The organism is Arenibacter certesii DSM 19833, assembly GCF_000429545.1.
Classification (GTDB): domain Bacteria; phylum Bacteroidota; class Bacteroidia; order Flavobacteriales; family Flavobacteriaceae; genus Arenibacter; species Arenibacter certesii.
In genome coordinates, this window is sequence record NZ_AUCB01000006.1 from 24,820 (window position 1) to 42,822 (window position 18,003).

General features: G+C 39.2%; 10 protein-coding genes. 1 reads left to right on the forward strand and 9 read right to left on the reverse strand.

The genetic code is table 11. The annotated features are described in order from the left end of the window. Positions 1 to 11: 11 nt before the first annotated feature. From G466_RS23450 to G466_RS0103150, 9 genes are all read right to left on the reverse strand, one after another. Positions 12 to 2,147, reverse strand: coding sequence for a GDSL-type esterase/lipase family protein (locus G466_RS23450; protein WP_026812337.1), 2,136 nt, complete (start codon positions 2,145 to 2,147; stop codon positions 12 to 14). Then, positions 2,147 to 3,607, reverse strand: coding sequence for a sulfatase-like hydrolase/transferase (locus G466_RS0103115; protein ID WP_026812338.1), 1,461 nt, complete (start codon positions 3,605 to 3,607; stop codon positions 2,147 to 2,149). Before G466_RS0103115 ends, G466_RS23450 begins: the two co-directional genes overlap by 1 nt. A gap of 124 nt (positions 3,608 to 3,731) precedes the next feature. Further along, positions 3,732 to 4,589 (reverse strand): fumarylacetoacetate hydrolase family protein, encoded by an 858-nt coding sequence (locus G466_RS0103120; protein WP_026812339.1) that lies wholly within the window; start codon positions 4,587 to 4,589, stop codon positions 3,732 to 3,734. Positions 4,590 to 4,690: 101 nt separating this feature from the next. Continuing rightward, entirely contained in the window at positions 4,691 to 6,289 is a 1,599-nt protein-coding gene (locus tag G466_RS0103125; RefSeq protein WP_026812340.1) for a sulfatase family protein, read from the reverse strand. Between the two features lie 13 nt (positions 6,290 to 6,302). Then, the gene (locus G466_RS0103130; RefSeq protein ID WP_026812341.1) at positions 6,303 to 8,654 is read right to left on the reverse strand and encodes a PDZ domain-containing protein; all 2,352 of its coding nucleotides are present in this window, start codon (positions 8,652 to 8,654) and stop codon (positions 6,303 to 6,305) included. 210 nt (positions 8,655 to 8,864) lie between these two features. After that, positions 8,865 to 11,108: an alpha-L-fucosidase gene (locus tag G466_RS0103135; protein ID WP_034234497.1), complete on the reverse strand. Its 2,244-nt coding sequence runs from the start codon at positions 11,106 to 11,108 to the stop codon at positions 8,865 to 8,867. A 145-nt stretch (positions 11,109 to 11,253) separates the two neighbouring features. Further along, complete coding sequence (locus tag G466_RS0103140; protein ID WP_026812343.1) at positions 11,254 to 12,030, reverse strand: SDR family NAD(P)-dependent oxidoreductase; 777 nt, start codon at positions 12,028 to 12,030, stop codon at positions 11,254 to 11,256. A 37-nt stretch (positions 12,031 to 12,067) separates the two neighbouring features. Beyond that, positions 12,068 to 13,399: an L-fuconate dehydratase gene (locus G466_RS0103145; RefSeq protein WP_026812344.1), complete on the reverse strand. Its 1,332-nt coding sequence runs from the start codon at positions 13,397 to 13,399 to the stop codon at positions 12,068 to 12,070. A 97-nt stretch (positions 13,400 to 13,496) separates the two neighbouring features. Beyond that, positions 13,497 to 14,369: an AraC family transcriptional regulator gene (locus tag G466_RS0103150; protein ID WP_026812345.1), complete on the reverse strand. Its 873-nt coding sequence runs from the start codon at positions 14,367 to 14,369 to the stop codon at positions 13,497 to 13,499. A 444-nt stretch (positions 14,370 to 14,813) separates the two neighbouring features. On the opposite strand from G466_RS0103150, the gene G466_RS21345 reads away from it, so the two are divergent. Further along, positions 14,814 to 17,990 (forward strand): SusC/RagA family TonB-linked outer membrane protein, encoded by a 3,177-nt coding sequence (locus G466_RS21345; RefSeq protein WP_084418696.1) that lies wholly within the window; start codon positions 14,814 to 14,816, stop codon positions 17,988 to 17,990. Positions 17,991 to 18,003: the final 13 nt, after the last annotated feature.

The window sequence follows — 18,003 nt, forward strand, 5'->3', positions numbered from 1 at the left end:
ACTATTGCTTTTTAATCAATAATTGAATTAAACCTTTCACTTATGATTCTCCCCAACACCTTATATCCCTCTGGCAATAAATGAATTCCATCCTGAGCATATAAATCTGCACTCAAGAACCCATTGTTATCCGAAAATTCATTGATGACATTGTAATAGAACGTCGTTTTCTGATCTCCTAGTTTATTAATAAGGGAATGAATTTTATTGTATTTCTCCCTTCTATCGGTAGTTGGATCCAAACCTGTAGGCAATGGCCCCAATAGTATTATTTTTGTAGAGGGAGCAAATTTTTCTTTTGCGAACATTAAGATCTTTTGAATCCCTTTTGCGATCTCTTCCGCTGAATTTTCTCCAAAATTATTGACTCCGATCGCCAGTACCACTACCTTAGGATTTGCTGCTTCATAATTCCCATTTTTAATACGGTATAAAACGTGTTGGGTCCTATCACCAGAAATTCCGGCACCGATCCAGTTTAAATCTTTAAAATAAAGTACTGCTGCTTCCTTTCCTGGGGCATAGGTAACATTGGGTCTATTTCCACCCCAACCTTGCGTAATGGAGTTCCCCATGAGTAGTAGGTCGGTTTCTTTTGTGGCCTGGCACAGCGAATCAATATCTTTAGCCTGTGCCCACCAGTCTTTTCCTTCTATCCAACCTGCGGCTGATCTATATTCCGCCGAAGGAGAGGGGATCACCGCAAAATTTACTTTTTGATTCGTTGCTTTCAGTATAAAATCGACTATCGGACTGGGGTTCTCCAAACTATGCGGATGATGCCCAATCCCTTCTTTGTATATCACTTCTATATCGCCCCCATGTGCTTTAATGCCCTCTTCAAATAGTTTGGTGTTTTCTGCCACCGGAACCACCTCATCGGCAGCACCACAAATGTGTATTATAGGATACCCCCCTTTAGCAATGGATTTTATCTTATGAATTGGGTTACCCTTAAATTTGGATATATCCTTCTCACTTTTTAAGTCATATACTTTTTTAAATGCTTCCCAATCCGAGGCACTTCCCTTGCCCTTACCCAACCCACCAGGCCAGCTTTGTCCATCCAAAACAGGAGCATCTGCATATACCGCTGCTACTTTTTTAGGATTCTTCTCCGCCCAATTATAAACGATTAATCCACCTCTACTCATCCCCTCCAGTACTACTTTTCTGGAAAGTCCAGCTTGGGTCATTAACTCATAAAAATCATCCCAACGTTTAACCGCTTCGGGACCGCCAAACAAATTGGCAACATCATAGTAAGCAATATGAAAACCTCTTTCCAGTAAAGCAATATCCGTTTGAGGTTCATGCCCCCAGAATCGTGCTCGTAACACCCAAGGTCTCCCGGCGGCAACTTTTTTAGGTTGTACTACTTTAGAAGGGATTCCGTTATATTCAAAATTGGTCTGTGGGTATCCGTGAAAGTTTACGGTTTCAGTAATTTTTATATCGTCGGATTCAAAAATAGCTATGGGTCTGCTTTCTTGCAGCATCACAGTTTCATAAAGTCGCTTTGCAATCACTGTTGCCCCTAATGACGAAGGGTGCACCCTATCTGGTAATAATTGGGGTTGGTCTATAAAAAGTTGATATAGATCCAAGACTTCGGATTTGGTCTTATAGGCCACCGAACGAGCCCTAGGAATAATCTTATCTTTAATAATCGGGTTCCAAATATTGGTAGTATCGGATGTAAATGCAGGTAATGGTAATAGTATTACTATCCTTACTTTATCATTTACTGCTTTAAAACTTGCTATTAATTCAGTATAATCCGATTCGTATTCCTCTAAACAAACCCTGTTTTGAAGTTTACTATCGTTGGTGCCCAATTTTATAAAAACAATGTCTGGTTTAAATTCCAAGGCATTGGAATAAGCCTCTGTTTCCCAATAGGGTCTATCCCCTTTTTTTAAAAGGGTCCTTCCGCTTACTCCAAAATTACGAACCTCATAAGAGTCACCCAATAACTCCTGTAATTGGGCGGGATAGGAATTCTTTTCCCTATTAGCTACCTTAGATCCATAGGTTATGCTATTTCCTACAGTAGCAATTTTGATTGGCTCTTGAAGCATCGCCCAAGAAGCTTCCACAAATAGGAAAAAACCTAAAACCACTATTACGAGTTTGTTTTTTCCCATTACAATAAATTATAAATAGGCTTTAAATTGAGCTGATCGCCCATCTTTTCTTGAAGCAGCAATAGTTCCTCAAAAAGCTGTTTTATTAAGGCAGCATTTTCAGGTGCTTTTGCAATATCATTTAATTCCTCAGGATCAGCTTTTAGATTATAAAGTCGCACTACTTCCGTTTTTGGATATACAATAAGTTTATAGCCATCTTTCCTGATCATACGCTGTGAACCTTTCTCATAGGTACCATAGATAGCGTTATAATGGCCGGTATCTTCCGTCTCCCTTATCAAATTCATCAGGCTATTGAACTCCACGTAATCCGGCTTTTCCACCCCTCCCAAATCCAGCGCTGTTGCCATCACATCTTGTAGGTACACATCGGTGGCCACTTTTTTCCCTTTTGGAATATCTGGCCCAATAACCATTAAGGGAACCCGAATACTATGATCGTACATACTCTGCTTGCCCATAAGGCCATGCTCCCCTACGGCCAACCCGTGGTCTGAGGTATAGATAATATAGGTATTATCCATCTGGCCATTTTTTTCCAAAGCTTCCAAAATATCCTTTAACTGATCGTCTAAATGGGTAGTAATAGCGTAATATTCTTGTCGGTTTACTTTTACTGAATATTCGGTTCTTGGGAATGGCGCTAATTTCTCATCTCGTAACGTTGGCCCGGCTCCCATGGCTTCCGCATAGGGATATTGCGGTAGAAAACTATTTGGAACAGCTATATCCTCCAGGTCGTACAGGTCTACATATTCCTTTGGCGACTGCCTAGGATCGTGTGGTGCATTGAAAGCTACGTACATGAAAAATGGCTTCTTTCTATTGGCAGCACTATCTAAAAACGCAACCGCATCATCCTTTACTAGTTCGCTCCAATGTTTTCCGCCCTTCCAATACCCACCAAACTCTTTCTTCCATGGCTTCCAGATTGTATCCTGTACATTAAGTGGTCTATTGTATCCTTCGGGCGTATCAAAGGGCATTCCCCTTAGCACATGTCCCACATGGTAAAAAATATCCTTAGGTTTTGCCTCCACGTGCCATTTTCCGGTCATATAAGTATCATAACCGGAGCTCTGCATTAATCTTGGCCAAGTTTTTTCAATTTCCTCATCCTTGGCGTATTGTTCAGAAATCTGTTGTGCTCTCCAAATAGAGCGACCGCTAATAATCATTGCTCGAGACGCAACACAAATTGCCCCGTTCCAGCCACCCATATTATAAGCATGGGTAAACGTAGTTCCTTCTTTCACCAACTTATCCATTGTGGGCGTTATAACCTCTTTATTCCCAAGGGCGTGCACATCCTTAAAACTTTGATCATCCGAAAAGAGAACAATGATATTCGGTTTTTCACTTTTCTCCATTTCTGAGGTTGCCTCTTTTTTCCCTACCGGTTTACAGGTGGAAAAGAGGACTCCCAGTAGAAGTAGGGAAAATATATTCTTTCTCATTTCAAATTGAATTTGTACGAATGATTTTTGATTATTGCGAGATCTAATTTGGTTTAGAAAACCATTAGATAAATTTGCCCTCATACAAATCTTATGAGGGCAATGTTACTTCTATTTCTATTTATTATCCTTGGTAGGCTCTAGCCGTTTGTTTAGAGGTTCCCAATCCTTCAATCCCTAATTCAACCACATCACCTGGTTTTAGGTATTTGGGAGGATTAAATCCAAGTCCAACCCCAAATGGAGTACCAGTAGAAATAATATCTCCTGGCAATAGGGTCATAAACTGACTGATATAACTTACCACTTCTTGAACGTTAAAAATAAAATCGGAGGTAGAGCTATCCTGTACAGTCTCTCCGTTCAACTTTAACCAAAGGTGAAGGTTGTTAGGATCTTTAATCTCGTCTTTTGTAGCAATAAAAGGTCCAACTGGAGCAAAGGTGTCACAGCTCTTCCCTTTTACCCACTGTCCTTCACGTTCTATTTGAAATTCTCTTTCGCTATAATCGTTATGCAGCACGTAACCAGCAACATGGCCCATTGCATTCTCCTCAGAAACATAAGAGGCTTTTTTACCAATAACCACCGCTAATTCTACTTCCCAATCTGTTTTTACACTGTTTTTAGGGATAATAACGTCATCGTTAGGACCTACCATAGCAGAGGTGGCTTTAAAGAAAAGAACTGGTTCTTTTGGTACCGCCATTCCACTTTCAGCCGCGTGTTTCGCATAATTAAGTCCAACACAAACAATCTTTGAAGGCCTAACCAAAGGAGCTCCTAAACGAACGCTATCGTCCACTTTAGGGCAGTTACTTTCATTTTCTTCCAACCATTTTTTCAATTGCTCCAATCCGTCAGTTCCAAAGAAATCCTCATTGTAATCCCTTCCAAAAGCAGATACGTCTAACCTAGTACCATTTTCCAGTTGTACTCCTGGCTTTTCTTTTCCTACCTCTCCAAATCGAATTAATTTCATTTTCTTATTATTTTAAATTACTGTTCCTTTTAACTTATTTCAATTATATCATATAAAGCTCATACTCTCCCTTGCTGAAAACACATCTCAATACTCAATACTCACATCTCCTCACCAAACACTTCCAATTGCTTCCAATTCTTACTTCCATAACCTTCTGGGTCGTTCTCCTGATTTTTCCCAGGCGTACTTCTTCCATTCTTAATATAAGCAATCATCAATTGTGTAAGTTCTTTTTCCACTTCTTGAAACTGTCCATAAAGATTGGTTGATTCTCTTGGATCATTAGCTAAGTCATATAACTGGAATTTAGGAAGCTCCCCTATATTTTCCGAATTTGGTTTGGGATCGCTCCATCCACCTGAATCCGGACTAAATATCATTTTCCAATTCTCTTTTCTAATCGCAAAACTTCCGTTTATAGAATGGTGTACGGTAGCCTCTCTCGTATAGACTTCTGAATTGGCATCATTTAGTAAGGGTAAAATAGAAAAGCTATCTTCTCCCTCATTATCCTTTAAATCTACCCCAACAATATCTGCACATGTAGCTAAGAGGTCTGTGGTACAAATTGTTTTATCGGAAACTGAACCTGCTTTTATTTTGGATGGCCATTTTACCATAAACGGCACTCGGTGTCCTCCTTCAAAAATATCGGCCTTATGCCCTCTATAAATTCCGTTAGGACTATGCCCTTTTGCTAGCATCTCATTAATATCTGCTGCAGGTGAACAGCCATTATCGCTGGTAAAGATAACGATAGTATTATTTTCTATACCCGATTCTTTAATGGCATCTGCCAACTGCCCCATATAAGAATCTATCAGCATCATAAAATCCCCATAAGGATTTAAATTACTTTTTCCCGCCCATTCTTCGGTAGGTAAAATTGGGGTATGTGGTGAAGGGAGTGCCAAGTATAAAAAGAAAGGATTTTCACTTGTAGATTTTTGTTTGACATAGTCAATGGATCTTCTAAAAAAATTTGGGGTAACATCCTCAAAATCAAAGTCACGCGCCGTAGGGCCTTTTCGCCACCAGCCATATTTATCTTTGCTTTCGGTAACCGTATCAGGTACCATAGTAGGCATTCCATTTTCCACATAAACATAAGGAGCCATATCTAGCGACCCGCTATGGCCGTAAGAATAGGTAAAGCCTAAATCTTTGGGTGAATTTTTTACTGCTTTTGAAAAATCTATATTTTCAAAATCGTTCGGATTCCAACCGTCACCAGATTCTACTTTAGGGTCTTTAAGAGCCCAGTCCCATCCCAGATGCCATTTTCCAATGAAAGCGGTTTCATATCCTTCCTTTTGTAGCAATGAAGCTACAGTAGTCCTATTATTAGGAATAAGCGCCTTGGAGTTCCCTGTTAGCACACTGCTCTTTAAAGGACTTCTCCAATTATACCTTCCTGTTATAATCCCGTAACGAGTAGGAGTACATACCGCAGAAGAGGTATGCGCATCCGTAAACCGCATTCCTTGTTTAGCAATAGCATCTAGATTTGGAGTCTTTATTTTACCATCAGGATTATAAATAGCGATATCCCCATAACCAAGGTCATCGGCAAGGACATAGATGATATTGGGCCTTTTTTCTCCCTTTTCTTCTATTTTCTTGCTTGTAGAACCACAGGAAATTAATGACCAGGCCATTATTGCCAAAACTAAACAACTTAAAAATCTACTTTTCATATCCTATCAGCATTTAGATTTTTGTATTTATTATAATTTTCTTTTCCTTTTGGTCCCTAATTATGGTAAGGTTTAATTTTCCCATCCAATTATAAGTTTGATACGCTTTCATTAGATCTGCCACCGTATCTATTTGGTGTCCTTCTGCTACAACAATGACATCTCCTTGCTGTAAATCCGAATTTCCAGCGACGGATTCCCCTTCTATGGATACCAATAAAACACCTGCGGTCTTATTTAATCCGGATGCCGAGCGTTCTGCCATGGTGGTAATATTCTTTATTTTAGCACCCAACCAATCGAATATTGCCTCCTTATCACTGTCTTCCCCAAAAAATAGCTGAGGGTTCTCAGGGGTTTTAGCAAGCGACTTCAGTTTTTCATTAGTAACTCCAAACTGATCCATTTCAAAATTCTTGAATCCTAATTCCAATGCAAGTGAACCTTCTTTAACCTTATAATTTCCGGCTTCTGCATTAATGAATTGAGCCTCACCATACCTACTATTTTTATCGACTCCTTTATTTTGAGCATACAACAAGCTTTCTTGGTCCGGAAAAAAGTTATAATCCACCTCCTTACCCCATCCATCCAAGCGAATATCCTTATGCTGTGTAAAAATTATATTATGCTTAAAAACATCTTCACTGTTCTTATACCATACGTGAGGATGAAATCCGTTATTCAACATGATGTTATTTTCTACGGTGCGATAAAATCCTTCCCGTAATTTAATACCTCCATTTAAACACAGATTGTTATAGATATGATAATTGGAAGAACCATCATCCAAGTCTATATCCCAACCATGATCACAGCGGAATCTATTATTCCTTATGATCGTAGTCTTGATAGCATCCCATTTGGGCATTTCTGGATTATCGGTTACAATCTGATTCATCGTATTCCGATTAGGGTGCCAAAAGCGGTCTCTGCCCCAAGAATTAAATGCCCCGTGATCTCCAGATTCCAGTACAGTATTAAAAACATCGTTGTACTCAAGTATGTGTCCGCCCCAGGTACCGTCCCCAATATTTATCCCCGCTCTAGGAACGTCATAAATACTGTTATGGCTTACGGTTATATCCATCGCCATGGCAATTTGCACACCTGCCGTTTGCTTTTCTACTCTTCCCGTACGATGAATTAGATTATTATCTACAACAGAATTACTGGGATAGGTATTGTTTTTTGGCCCTCTAACTGTGTCCATTTCTGCTACGGGAACAAATTCACCATACTGAAAGGATGGCGACCGTACCGCTTCGGGACTACCTACAAAACTAATACCCGATGCTCCCACGTTATGAATATGGTTTTCGTATAGTGTTACCTCCCTATTATAATTACTTACAAAGATGGCATTCCCTCCAAGGTTGGTCAGTTCACAATTCTGTAAACTTACATTGTATGTCCCTTCCAAGAAGATCGCTCCCCCTCTGTAGATGGTCCAATCGCTTCTTAGCAAAGGCTCATATTCTTCCATAATAGTACGTTGAGCATGTTCAAAGCGAATTCCACTTATTTCAATATCACGCACCGGATTTTTCTCAACGCCCACTATCTCTAGTAAATGCTTTTGTTGAACTCCTTCTATTAGGGCATTGGTAATATCACCGCCCTCTGTAGGCCAGTAAAATAACTTGTAATCTACATCTAAATACCACTCTCCTGGAGCGTCCAATTCTTCAAATACATTCTCTACCATGCGATACTTATTGTGCATATCTGAAGGACGGTTATTCTGATGTCCACCAGACAATATAAGTTCGCCATTTTCATTAACCCCGGTAGATACGTAATGAAATCCTCCCCACTCTCCACTATGCATAGCATGGATTATTGCTCCTTCGGGATTGGTCCAAGTTTTAACTCTTTCGGAGGAAATAGCATCGGCAGCATGACCTTGCCAGTGCCCCCCATTTTCATTATAATTGGGGTAACGGGCCAATATTTGCTGGTTTCCATTAACAAAAAGCTGATCAAAATTATCCTCTTTTTGTAATTGTGCTACCCAGATATTATCGTTATACTTTTCCCATTTAGGGGTAAGCAGTTTGGATCCTTTAATTATAGTCTTATCTGCACCTTTGCCAACTATTTTTAAAGGTCCGTGTTCTGGTTTAATCCTAATTGGGGAACTTAACCGATGCTCCCCTTCCATTAGGTGAATTGTCAATGTATTCTGAACCCCTTCACTTCTCAAGTGAACAACGGCATTAAGTCCCTCCTCAATAGTATTAAAAACCAGTTTTCCATTTTTAGATTCACCTCCACTGGTCGTTATATAAATATCGGATGCCGATGGGGAACACCCTATTAGGCATAAGGCTATCATTAAAATAAATGGCGCTGTTTTTTTCATTTCTTTTATATAGTCACCTTAACTACATTCTCACTACTGGGCACTAGACTCTCAACTCTATACATTTGAATTAACCTACCTTTTTATAGGCAGGCTTAATCTCCTTATGATTTCGACTACGCTCAATCTCCTATCCAAGCGGTGGTTGAGCGGAATCGAACCCACATCTCAAAACTCAATACTTTGTACTCAATACTTAGTATTATCTAATCAGTCTACCAAAAAATCAACCTCAGCGATAGCTGCAACTTTACTACCTCCTGCAATTTCTTTAGACTCCACTCTGATATATCTTGTGGTTATGGCAGATTTAAAGTCATGTTTTCTTGTCACCGGATCGTTTATCAGGTTTCCAAATTCAAAATCCTCTACCGTTTTCCAAGATTTTCCATCCACACTAGATAGTATTCTACCCTGCTGAATCATTCCTTCCGAAGACACAGTTTGTGGCGTATAGGTAAACCCTTTAATAGTATACTCTTGTCCTAGATCTATATTGATATAATGTGGAGCTCCTTTATCTCCAGATCTCCAGAAAGTAGCGGGATTCCCATCAAAAGCTTTTTCTGCTGTTTGATCTCCTGTATGGCTATCGGTTCCCAATGATTTCCAATCCTTTTTAATTATTCCGAATGCTGTATTGGTTACGCTCCCCATTTGCTCCTTTATCTGGGATACTGCGTTTATCTCTCCAGAAGGGAATAAAAAGCTTTCGGTATAAATAGGGGAATCTGCTGTTGGACTAGATCCATCCTTGGTATACCTAATAGTATACTCACCATTTAAATTTCCGCTAATATCCTGACCGTGGGGTTTCCATCCAAAATCTTCCTTTTTAGGAGCAATAGTCACCATTCCATCAACATTCCTTTCTATAGTAAGTTGCGGAGGGCGTGTATTATAATAATAGGCACCTACAAAAGAAATTGCAGGATACCATCTAGATTGCATTAGCCTTACCCGTAGCTTATTGGTAGTTACTTCCTGGAATCTTAAAATTCTCTTATATCCAATATTTGTAGATACCGCTACTTCTTTCCACTCATTATCTATCCAGGCATCCAAAGCATGTTTTTCTACTCTTTCTCCATGGGTAGCAATAGCTTCTTGCAGTACAAATCTATTAAGGGTAATGGGATTTTTTGTGCTTATAATTATTTCACTATTCTCCTTATCGAAAACCTCAAAACTTTCCGTATTGGCATCCAAGATATTTTTAGGGCCATCTGCACCGTCCAATAAATTATTGGTGTAGGTTTCTTTTATTCGTTGCCCTACCTCTTTTAAAACGCTGACATCTTCCGGAGAAAACTTCCCTTCCCTATTTGGGGGAATATTTAATAAGAAGGTAGCGTTACCCCCTACTGATCTTTCGTAAATATCAAAAACATCATCTGTGCTACGTACCTTCTGATCGGTATCGTCCCTATAAAACCAACCTTCTCTTATAGAAGTATTGACTTCTGCTTGTTGATAATGCAAAAACTTGCCATCATAGAGTTTTTCACGACTTCCTATATCTTCAGCAGTTATATCATCAAATATGTTTAGGTTTGCTGGATCCTCCAAGTACGGAATAACATTCCACTCGGTATCTCTAGTATCTCCTGCCTCATTACCGCACCAACGAATATCCTCTTTCCCGAAAATTACCGTTTCTGGCGCCAATGATCTTATCAATTCTTTCCAAGCTAGGTAATTATAGGTCTGTCCTCCCTTGCGTTTCGGGTGAGCACCGTCAAACCATACTTCGTGGATGGGGCCATATTCGGTTAATAGTTCAAAAAGCTGATTTAAGAAATACTCGTTATAATCATCAACCTTAAAAGTAAAAGTGGTCTTATTTTCAAAAGGCCTACCTTCTACTGGTCTTGGAATAGTGCGTTCTGTATATTCACTTAAGTTTCCATAAAGTCCTTCCTCATTTTCTATCTGATACAGGTCTGCTGGAGACAAATACACTCCTAATTTAAGACCGTACTTTTTACATGATTCTGAAAGTTCCCTTAACACATCACCTTTACCATCTTTAAAAGGAGTAGACATTATCCCGTGATCGGTATACCTACTTTGCCAAAGCACAAATCCGTCGTGATGCTTTACTGTAAGGATTACCTTTTTCATTCCTGCATCGCTCATGGCCTTTACCCATTGATCTGTGTCCAAATTCTTAAGATCGAATATCTTTGGATCCTCCATTCCATTCCCCCATTCCATTCTAGTAAATGTGTTTGGGCCAAAATGGATAAACGCAATAAATTCGTTTTTTAAGGCCTCGTACTGGTTAGGGGTAGGAACTACATGCGCCGCTTTTACAATAATGGAATCCTTGGTATCTGTATCCTTCACAGGAATAGTACTGGAAACTGGCATTATCAAAGCATCGAACTTTGGTTTTTGGGAACAGGCCGACAAAAAAACTGCTATGGCTAAAAATTGAAAAATTTTATTCATTTTATTATTCTTTCACTTTTCGTTGATCGAAATTATTACCAGTATGCATTATGGTCTTGCTATCAAATTGAGCAATCACCACATTAACAAATCTCCAAATTGACACTTTGGAACATTAATCAATTGTTACATTAACCCACTAATCCTAACCATTCAATTTTATAAACCCTCCGTCTATTGGGAAATCGGTTCCCGTTATGAAGGAGGCCTCATCTGAACATAGGTACAATGCTAAATTGGCAACTTCTTCTGGTTTACCCATTCTACCAATAGGCTGCGTTTTTGAAAGTTTCTCAAACATCTCTGCTTCCTTTCCAGGATAGTTTTTTCCTATAAATCCGTCCACAAAAGGCGTATGGATTCTTGCCGGAGAAATACTGTTACAACGGATACCCTGCTCCAAATAGTCCTTTGCAACTGAAAGTGTCATAGTTAACACCGCACCTTTAGACATGGAGTATGCAAAGCGGTCCGATATCCCTACCGAAGAAGCAATAGAGGCCATATTAACAATAACCCCACCTTTTTCTTTCATCTTTCCTACTACCGCGTGCATACAATTATAAACCCCTTTGACGTTTACATTATAAATTCGGTCCAAATCGCTTTCAGCCGTCCCCTCCAAATTTCCTACATGGGCGATACCTGCATTGTTCACTAAAATATCTATATATTGTTTTTTAGAAATGGCATCCACAATTTGGGCTACCTGCTCCGTATTGGAAACATCACAGGCATGGAATGTTGCTTTACCACCTGTAGCAGAAATTTCTTCTACGGTTTTATTTCCGTTTTCGGCATTGAACTCCAAAATATGCACTTGAGCCCCTTGGGCCGCAAATTTTTTGGAAATAGCCTCGCCAATACCACTAGCACCGCCAGTAATAATGGCTGTTTTATTCTTTAAACTAAAAAGTGTCATGTTCTTCAGATTAATATTTTATAATACATATTTTGTTTTATTGCTGCGCTTTTTCAGCCGCATCCTGCTGCCAGATAATACCATTTGGAAAACTATAATCTTCCAAAGATTGCTCCTTCATAGTTATACTATATCCCGGCATGGAAGGAGGCATATAGGCTCCGTTCTTAATCACCACTGGGTCGTAGAAATGCTCGTGCAAATGATCTACATACTCAATTATCCTATCCTCCATGGTTCCACTAATCGCAATAAAATCGATCATAGAGAGGTGCTGCACATATTCGCACAATCCAACTCCACCAGCGTGCGGACATACGGGAATATTAAATTTAGCCGCCATTAACAGGATGGCCAAAATTTCATTCACCCCTCCAACTCTACAGCTATCTATTTGGCAGATCCCCATAGCATCGGCCTGCATCAACTGCTTAAAAATTACCCTATTCTGACAGTGCTCGCCTGTAGCCACTTTTATAGGATCTACAGCCCTCGCAATTTTAGCGTGACCTAGTATATCATCCGGACTAGTAGGCTCTTCTATCCACCAGGGATCAAACTTTTTAAGTTCAGCCATATTTGCTATAGCCTCATCTACATCCCATTTCTGATTGGCATCCATCATCAACCTTAAATCAGTGCCAATTTCTTCACGGATAATAGCTGCACGGCGCATATCGTCTTGTAGATCGGAACCCACTTTAATTTTCATATGCTTAAATCCGGCTTCTTTTGCCTCCCTACAGAGTCTTCTCATCTTATCATCTGAGTAGCCCAACCACCCTGCAGAAGTAGTATAGGCAGGGTAACCATTTTTAAGCAAATAGTCTATTCTTTCCTGCTTCCCAGCCTCTTTTCCCTTCAAAAGCTGTAGCGCCTCTTCTGGTGTAACGGCATCGGTGATATAGGTAAAGTCGACGCAGGATACCAGTTCTTCTGGAGACATATCCGCCAATAATTTCCATAGTGGCTTTTTCTCCATTTTAGCATACAAATCCCAAACAGCATTTACCACAGCCCCTGTTGCCAAATGAATTACTCCTTTTTCTGGCCCCAACCACCTAAGCTGACTATCTCCAGTGATCATCTTCCAGAAAGCTCCCATATTCTGGATAAAGCTTTCCATAGATTTTCCTTTCACCAAGGGTGCAAGGGAGTGAATTGCTGCAGCACAAAGCTCATTCCCTCTACCTATAGTAAAGGTTAGCCCATGACCTTCCAATCCGTCCGGATGGTCGGTTTTTAATATTACATATGCTGCGGAATAATCTGGGTCAGGATTCATTGCATCTGAACCATCCAAAGATTTACTAGTCGGAAATCGGACGTCTTTCACCAAAACATCCGTAATTATTGTTTTACTGCTCATTGCTTAAAATATTAGTCAAACAAAATTAATACTACCCCTACACCATCTCAACCACCCCAAGCCTCATTTTCGATACTTTTTTAACCCTAATAGGGACCTACTCTTGTTTTTGAGTATGAAGCTTCACATATTCTGAAGGCGACATCCCCATTATAGATTTAAAATGACGATTAAAATTAGAAATATTGTTAAACCCAGAATCATAACATACTGGGGTAATATTATCCCTGTTCTCAATTAACAATTTACAGGCGTACCCTATCCGTATCTCATTGAGATAACGCGTAAAGGTTTTTCTGTGGACCCTTTTAAAAAACCTACTAAAAGCGGAGGGATTCATTCTAGCAACCTCAGCCACATCCTTGGACCCTATAGGCTGATTAAAATTCTTGAAAATATATTCATAGATCTCATCCAAACTCTTGTTATCCGTTTTGTTAAAGGAGTTCAAAAAACCGGGACTGGACAATAATTGGTATTCCTCATGGGTAGACAGCAGGTGCAGAATTTCCAAAAGTCCCATTATCTTATGAAAAGGGTCCATATTGACCAGTTCCTTGATCTTGGTCAAGACTCCATTATCTATATTTGTAAACTTTATCCCTTGTCTTGCTCTTTTTACCAATTGAGAAATGGACTTCATTTCTATAGCCTTCAAAAATTCCTCTCCCAAGAAATCTTCCTTAAAATGAATGGCGATTGCCTCAGCAGTCAAATTGGAATCTTCTCCAAAATAAACCTCATCATTAAGCCACATATGAGGCAAATTTTCCCCCAAGAGCACTAGTTCACCCTCCTCAAATTTCTCAATACCATCTCCTATAAATCGTGTTCCCGTACTTTTTATAATATACACCAACTCCAATTCTGGATGATAATGCCACACTTTTAAAAAGTGTGAAAAATTGTTTATCGTAACCGTAAAGGAACTATGCTGCAAACTAGCTCTATTCAGTAAATGTAGTTTCATAATAAAATTTGACTAAAGAGTAAAATAGCTAAACTATAACCAACAAATATACTTAGTTTTAACCATAATTATTAATGAAGCAAAAAAAGTATTGAAATAATACTGTATATTAGTTGCCTTGCATGGAGAATACAGAATACCTTCGAACATTCCCTTTTTTATGTAAGCTCTTTCTTAGAGATAAAACAACCTTAGGAGTAGTTAAATTAATAAAGACTATTGAAATGAATTCTGAATAATTTGTGAAGACCTATTATTTGAGACTATTATAACATTCAAAAGACACTCAACTAGCTATACTAACTTAAAAGCACACTTACAAAATGAACTGACAAAGAGAACAACAATAAAATCACTTTCACTAAAAACCGAAGATTGTTGGAACAACTCCAACATAATGAAGTGAGCAAAACAAAAATGTTAACCAACAAAACTTATTAAAAGATGAGAACAATAAACTCAGCGGAGCCTTTCCATTTGGATTGGTCTAGTACGTATCATTTAAAAATGAAACTGACCGCCCTTTTACTTATAATTTCACTATTTAAAATTCATGCTAACACCTACACGGAAAATTTAAATTCCACATTAGACTTTAAAAACGCTACCGTTCCACAACATTCAGTTAGCGGTACCGTTACGGATACTCAAGGCGATCCTCTTCCAGGGGCGAACATTGTAGAAAAAGGAACTACCAATGGAGTAACTTCTGATTTTGATGGTAATTTTACAATTAATGTTACCAATGAAAATGCAACCCTTATTGTCTCCTACATTGGATTTGCTTCTAAAGAAGTTCCTTTAAACGGACAAAGCACCGTTTCCGTTAACTTGGAAGAAAAAGCTTCTGGTCTAGATGAGGTGGTCCTAATTGGATACGGATCTCAGAAAAAAAGTGACCTCACCGGTGCTGTGGGATCCGTAAAGGCCGAAGAATTAGCTGAAAGACCAGCAGCCTCATTAAACCAAGCCATGGCCGGTAGAGTATCTGGTGTAAACGTATCTTCTGGTTCAGGGCGACCTGGAGGAAGAACCACAGTACGAATCCGTGGTAATACTTCAGTAAGTATTGCAAATACCCCACTTTATGTGATTGATGGTGTAATTCTAAGTGCTGCCAGCCTACCAAATGGCAGTACACCAATTGACTACATGAACCCCAATGACATAGAATCTATCGAGGTTTTAAAGGATGCATCGGCAACCGCTATCTATGGTGCAAGAGGTGCCAATGGTGTGATATTAGTAAGCACAAAAAAAGGCTCTAAAACTGGACGCACCAATGTTAACTATGATGTAGATTTTAGCTTAGGGACTTTACCTAAAAAATTAGACCTTCTAAATTCCGAAGAGTTTTTACTTGTTGAGGAAATTGCCTATGCCAATGCTGAAAAATTTGATCCTGATGGATGGGCAGGTGGAAGATATACCGATCCTAGATTAAAAAGGACAGACCCTAGACTTTTTGACAGTAATGGAAAACCCCTCTATGATACAGATTGGCAAGATGAAGCCATTAGAGATGCCTTTATCCAAAACCATCAACTTTCATTTACCGGCGGCAATGAAAACTCCAATTTTGGACTATTCATGGGTTTCCGTGATGAAGAGGGTCTACTCATCGAATCATGGCTTAAGCGCTATTCAGGGAGGTTTACTTTGGATACCGATGTTAACGACTGGCTAAAAGTTGGAGGTAGTCTAAGCTATAACGACCAAAACGAAAAACAAGTAGACGAACTTGGGGGTGGTGGTATCACTACAATGCGACAAGTTTACGAAGCCCTACCCATTATACCCGTTCGCTATGAGGATGGTACTTGGGGATCTAACATAGACTATCCTGGAATGGAAGGTGGCGGTAGCCCAGTAGCAGTAGCAAATGACCGTAGGTACTTCTTAAAAACCCAGACTGTTCTGGGTAACTTCTACAGTAATATTAAATTTAATGACAACCTTCAACTACGCACCACTCTAGGAGCTAACATCATTAATCAAAGAAACGATTATTATGGCGGTAAAGACCTTAGATACATAGCCAGACCAGACGGTGCTGCACATGTGAATAATGCTCGTTATAATTCATGGCAATTTGAAAATTATTTGACCTATAACAAAGACTTTGATAGTGACAATTCGCTATCGGCTATGCTTGGTCTTTCTTGGCAGCATATTGATGAGTTTTCTGCAAGAGCATCTACCCGTGGATTTGCTGATGACTTTTACGGATTTAACAACCTTGGTGCAGGATCTAAACCTCAGGCGCCTTCTTCTAGTAAGATTGCATATGGGTTAAACTCTTATTTTGGACGTGTCAACTATAACTATAAGAATAAATATTTGTTGACCCTTACCGGTAGAGCTGACGGATCCTCTAAATTTGGTCCAGAAAATCAATTCGCTTTTTTCCCTTCTGCTGCACTTGCTTGGAGAGCTTCTGAAGAAGACTTTTTAAAGGAGTCCTCTACCATTTCCAACTTAAAAATTAGAGCTAGTTATGGTTCTACAGGCAACTCCGAAATACCCGCTTACAGAGCATTAGCCGGTTTAACTAACGGAACCGTAATTTTTGGGGGTGATCGTGCCGCCTATACTGTTCCTGGACGTATGGCAAATCCTGATTTAAAATGGGAAAAAACAGACCAAGTAGACGCTGGTATAGAATTGGGGCTTTTAAATAATCGTATTGGACTGGAAATAGATGTATATAGAAAATTAACGACAGATATGCTCCTAAATGCACCAGTACCTTCTTCTAGTGGTTTTTCTAATGTATTTAGAAACGTTGGTAGTATGGAAAACAAGGGTATTGAAATTAGTTTAAACACAACCAATATAGATAACGAGATTTTTGGATGGAACAGTAACTTTAATATTTCAATTAATAAAAATGAGGTTGTTGAACTTTCTGGTGGTTCCGATATTTTCTTGGGATCCACATTAATTCGTGTTGGTGAACCTGTTAGTACTTTTTACGGATATATTGATGAAGGGACATGGAGTACTGATGAGGCAGCTCAGGCAGCTATATATGACAGGCTGCCAGGAGATATTAAATACCGCGACCTTAACAATGACGGGGCTATTAATAGTGATGACAGAGCCATAATCGGAAAAGGTATTCCAGACGGTTTTGGAACTTTTTCCAACACCTTTAGATATGGCAATCTTGAGCTACTGGTCGACTTACAGTTTCAGTATGGTAATAGTGTTATGTACTGGGACGAACATTCGGCTGAGGACCGCCAAACAATTGCCAATAGCTTTAAGACCGTTTTAAATGCATGGACTCCAGAAAATCAAAATACACATATTGCTCAGATTAGACCTATTGCTGCTGGGTATGACACTAATAATGATTCCGGAAAATTAAAGGATGCTTCATTTTTAAGAGGAAGAAATTTAATGTTATCCTATGTATTTAAGCCTGAAGTAGCAAAGCGATTACATCTAAATCGTCTAAGATTATATACCTCAGTTCAGAACTTTTTCGTAGCAACAAGCTACCCGGGTTATGACCCTGAAAGCTCTAATGGTGGTGGAGCTTTTGATCAAGGATACTCCCTTTATGATTATCCGAGACCTCGCACCTTTATGCTAGGATTAAATGTTGGACTATAACGATATAAAAGAT

Bases quoted from the DNA above. Each gene is read 5' to 3' on its own strand.
- G466_RS23450 (WP_026812337.1), bottom strand. From the start codon at position 2,147: ATGGGAAAAAACAAACTCGTAATAGTGGTTTTAGGTTTTTTCCTATTT.
- G466_RS0103115 (WP_026812338.1), bottom strand. From the start codon at position 3,607: ATGAGAAAGAATATATTTTCCCTACTTCTACTGGGAGTCCTCTTTTCC.
- G466_RS0103120 (WP_026812339.1), bottom strand. From the start codon at position 4,589: ATGAAATTAATTCGATTTGGAGAGGTAGGAAAAGAAAAGCCAGGAGTA.
- G466_RS0103125 (WP_026812340.1), bottom strand. From the start codon at position 6,289: ATGAAAAGTAGATTTTTAAGTTGTTTAGTTTTGGCAATAATGGCCTGG.
- G466_RS0103130 (WP_026812341.1), bottom strand. From the start codon at position 8,654: ATGAAAAAAACAGCGCCATTTATTTTAATGATAGCCTTATGCCTAATA.
- G466_RS0103135 (WP_034234497.1), bottom strand. From the start codon at position 11,108: ATGAATAAAATTTTTCAATTTTTAGCCATAGCAGTTTTTTTGTCGGCC.
- G466_RS0103140 (WP_026812343.1), bottom strand. From the start codon at position 12,030: ATGACACTTTTTAGTTTAAAGAATAAAACAGCCATTATTACTGGCGGT.
- G466_RS0103145 (WP_026812344.1), bottom strand. From the start codon at position 13,399: ATGAGCAGTAAAACAATAATTACGGATGTTTTGGTGAAAGACGTCCGA.
- G466_RS0103150 (WP_026812345.1), bottom strand. From the start codon at position 14,369: ATGAAACTACATTTACTGAATAGAGCTAGTTTGCAGCATAGTTCCTTT.
- G466_RS21345 (WP_084418696.1), top strand. From the start codon at position 14,814: ATGAGAACAATAAACTCAGCGGAGCCTTTCCATTTGGATTGGTCTAGT.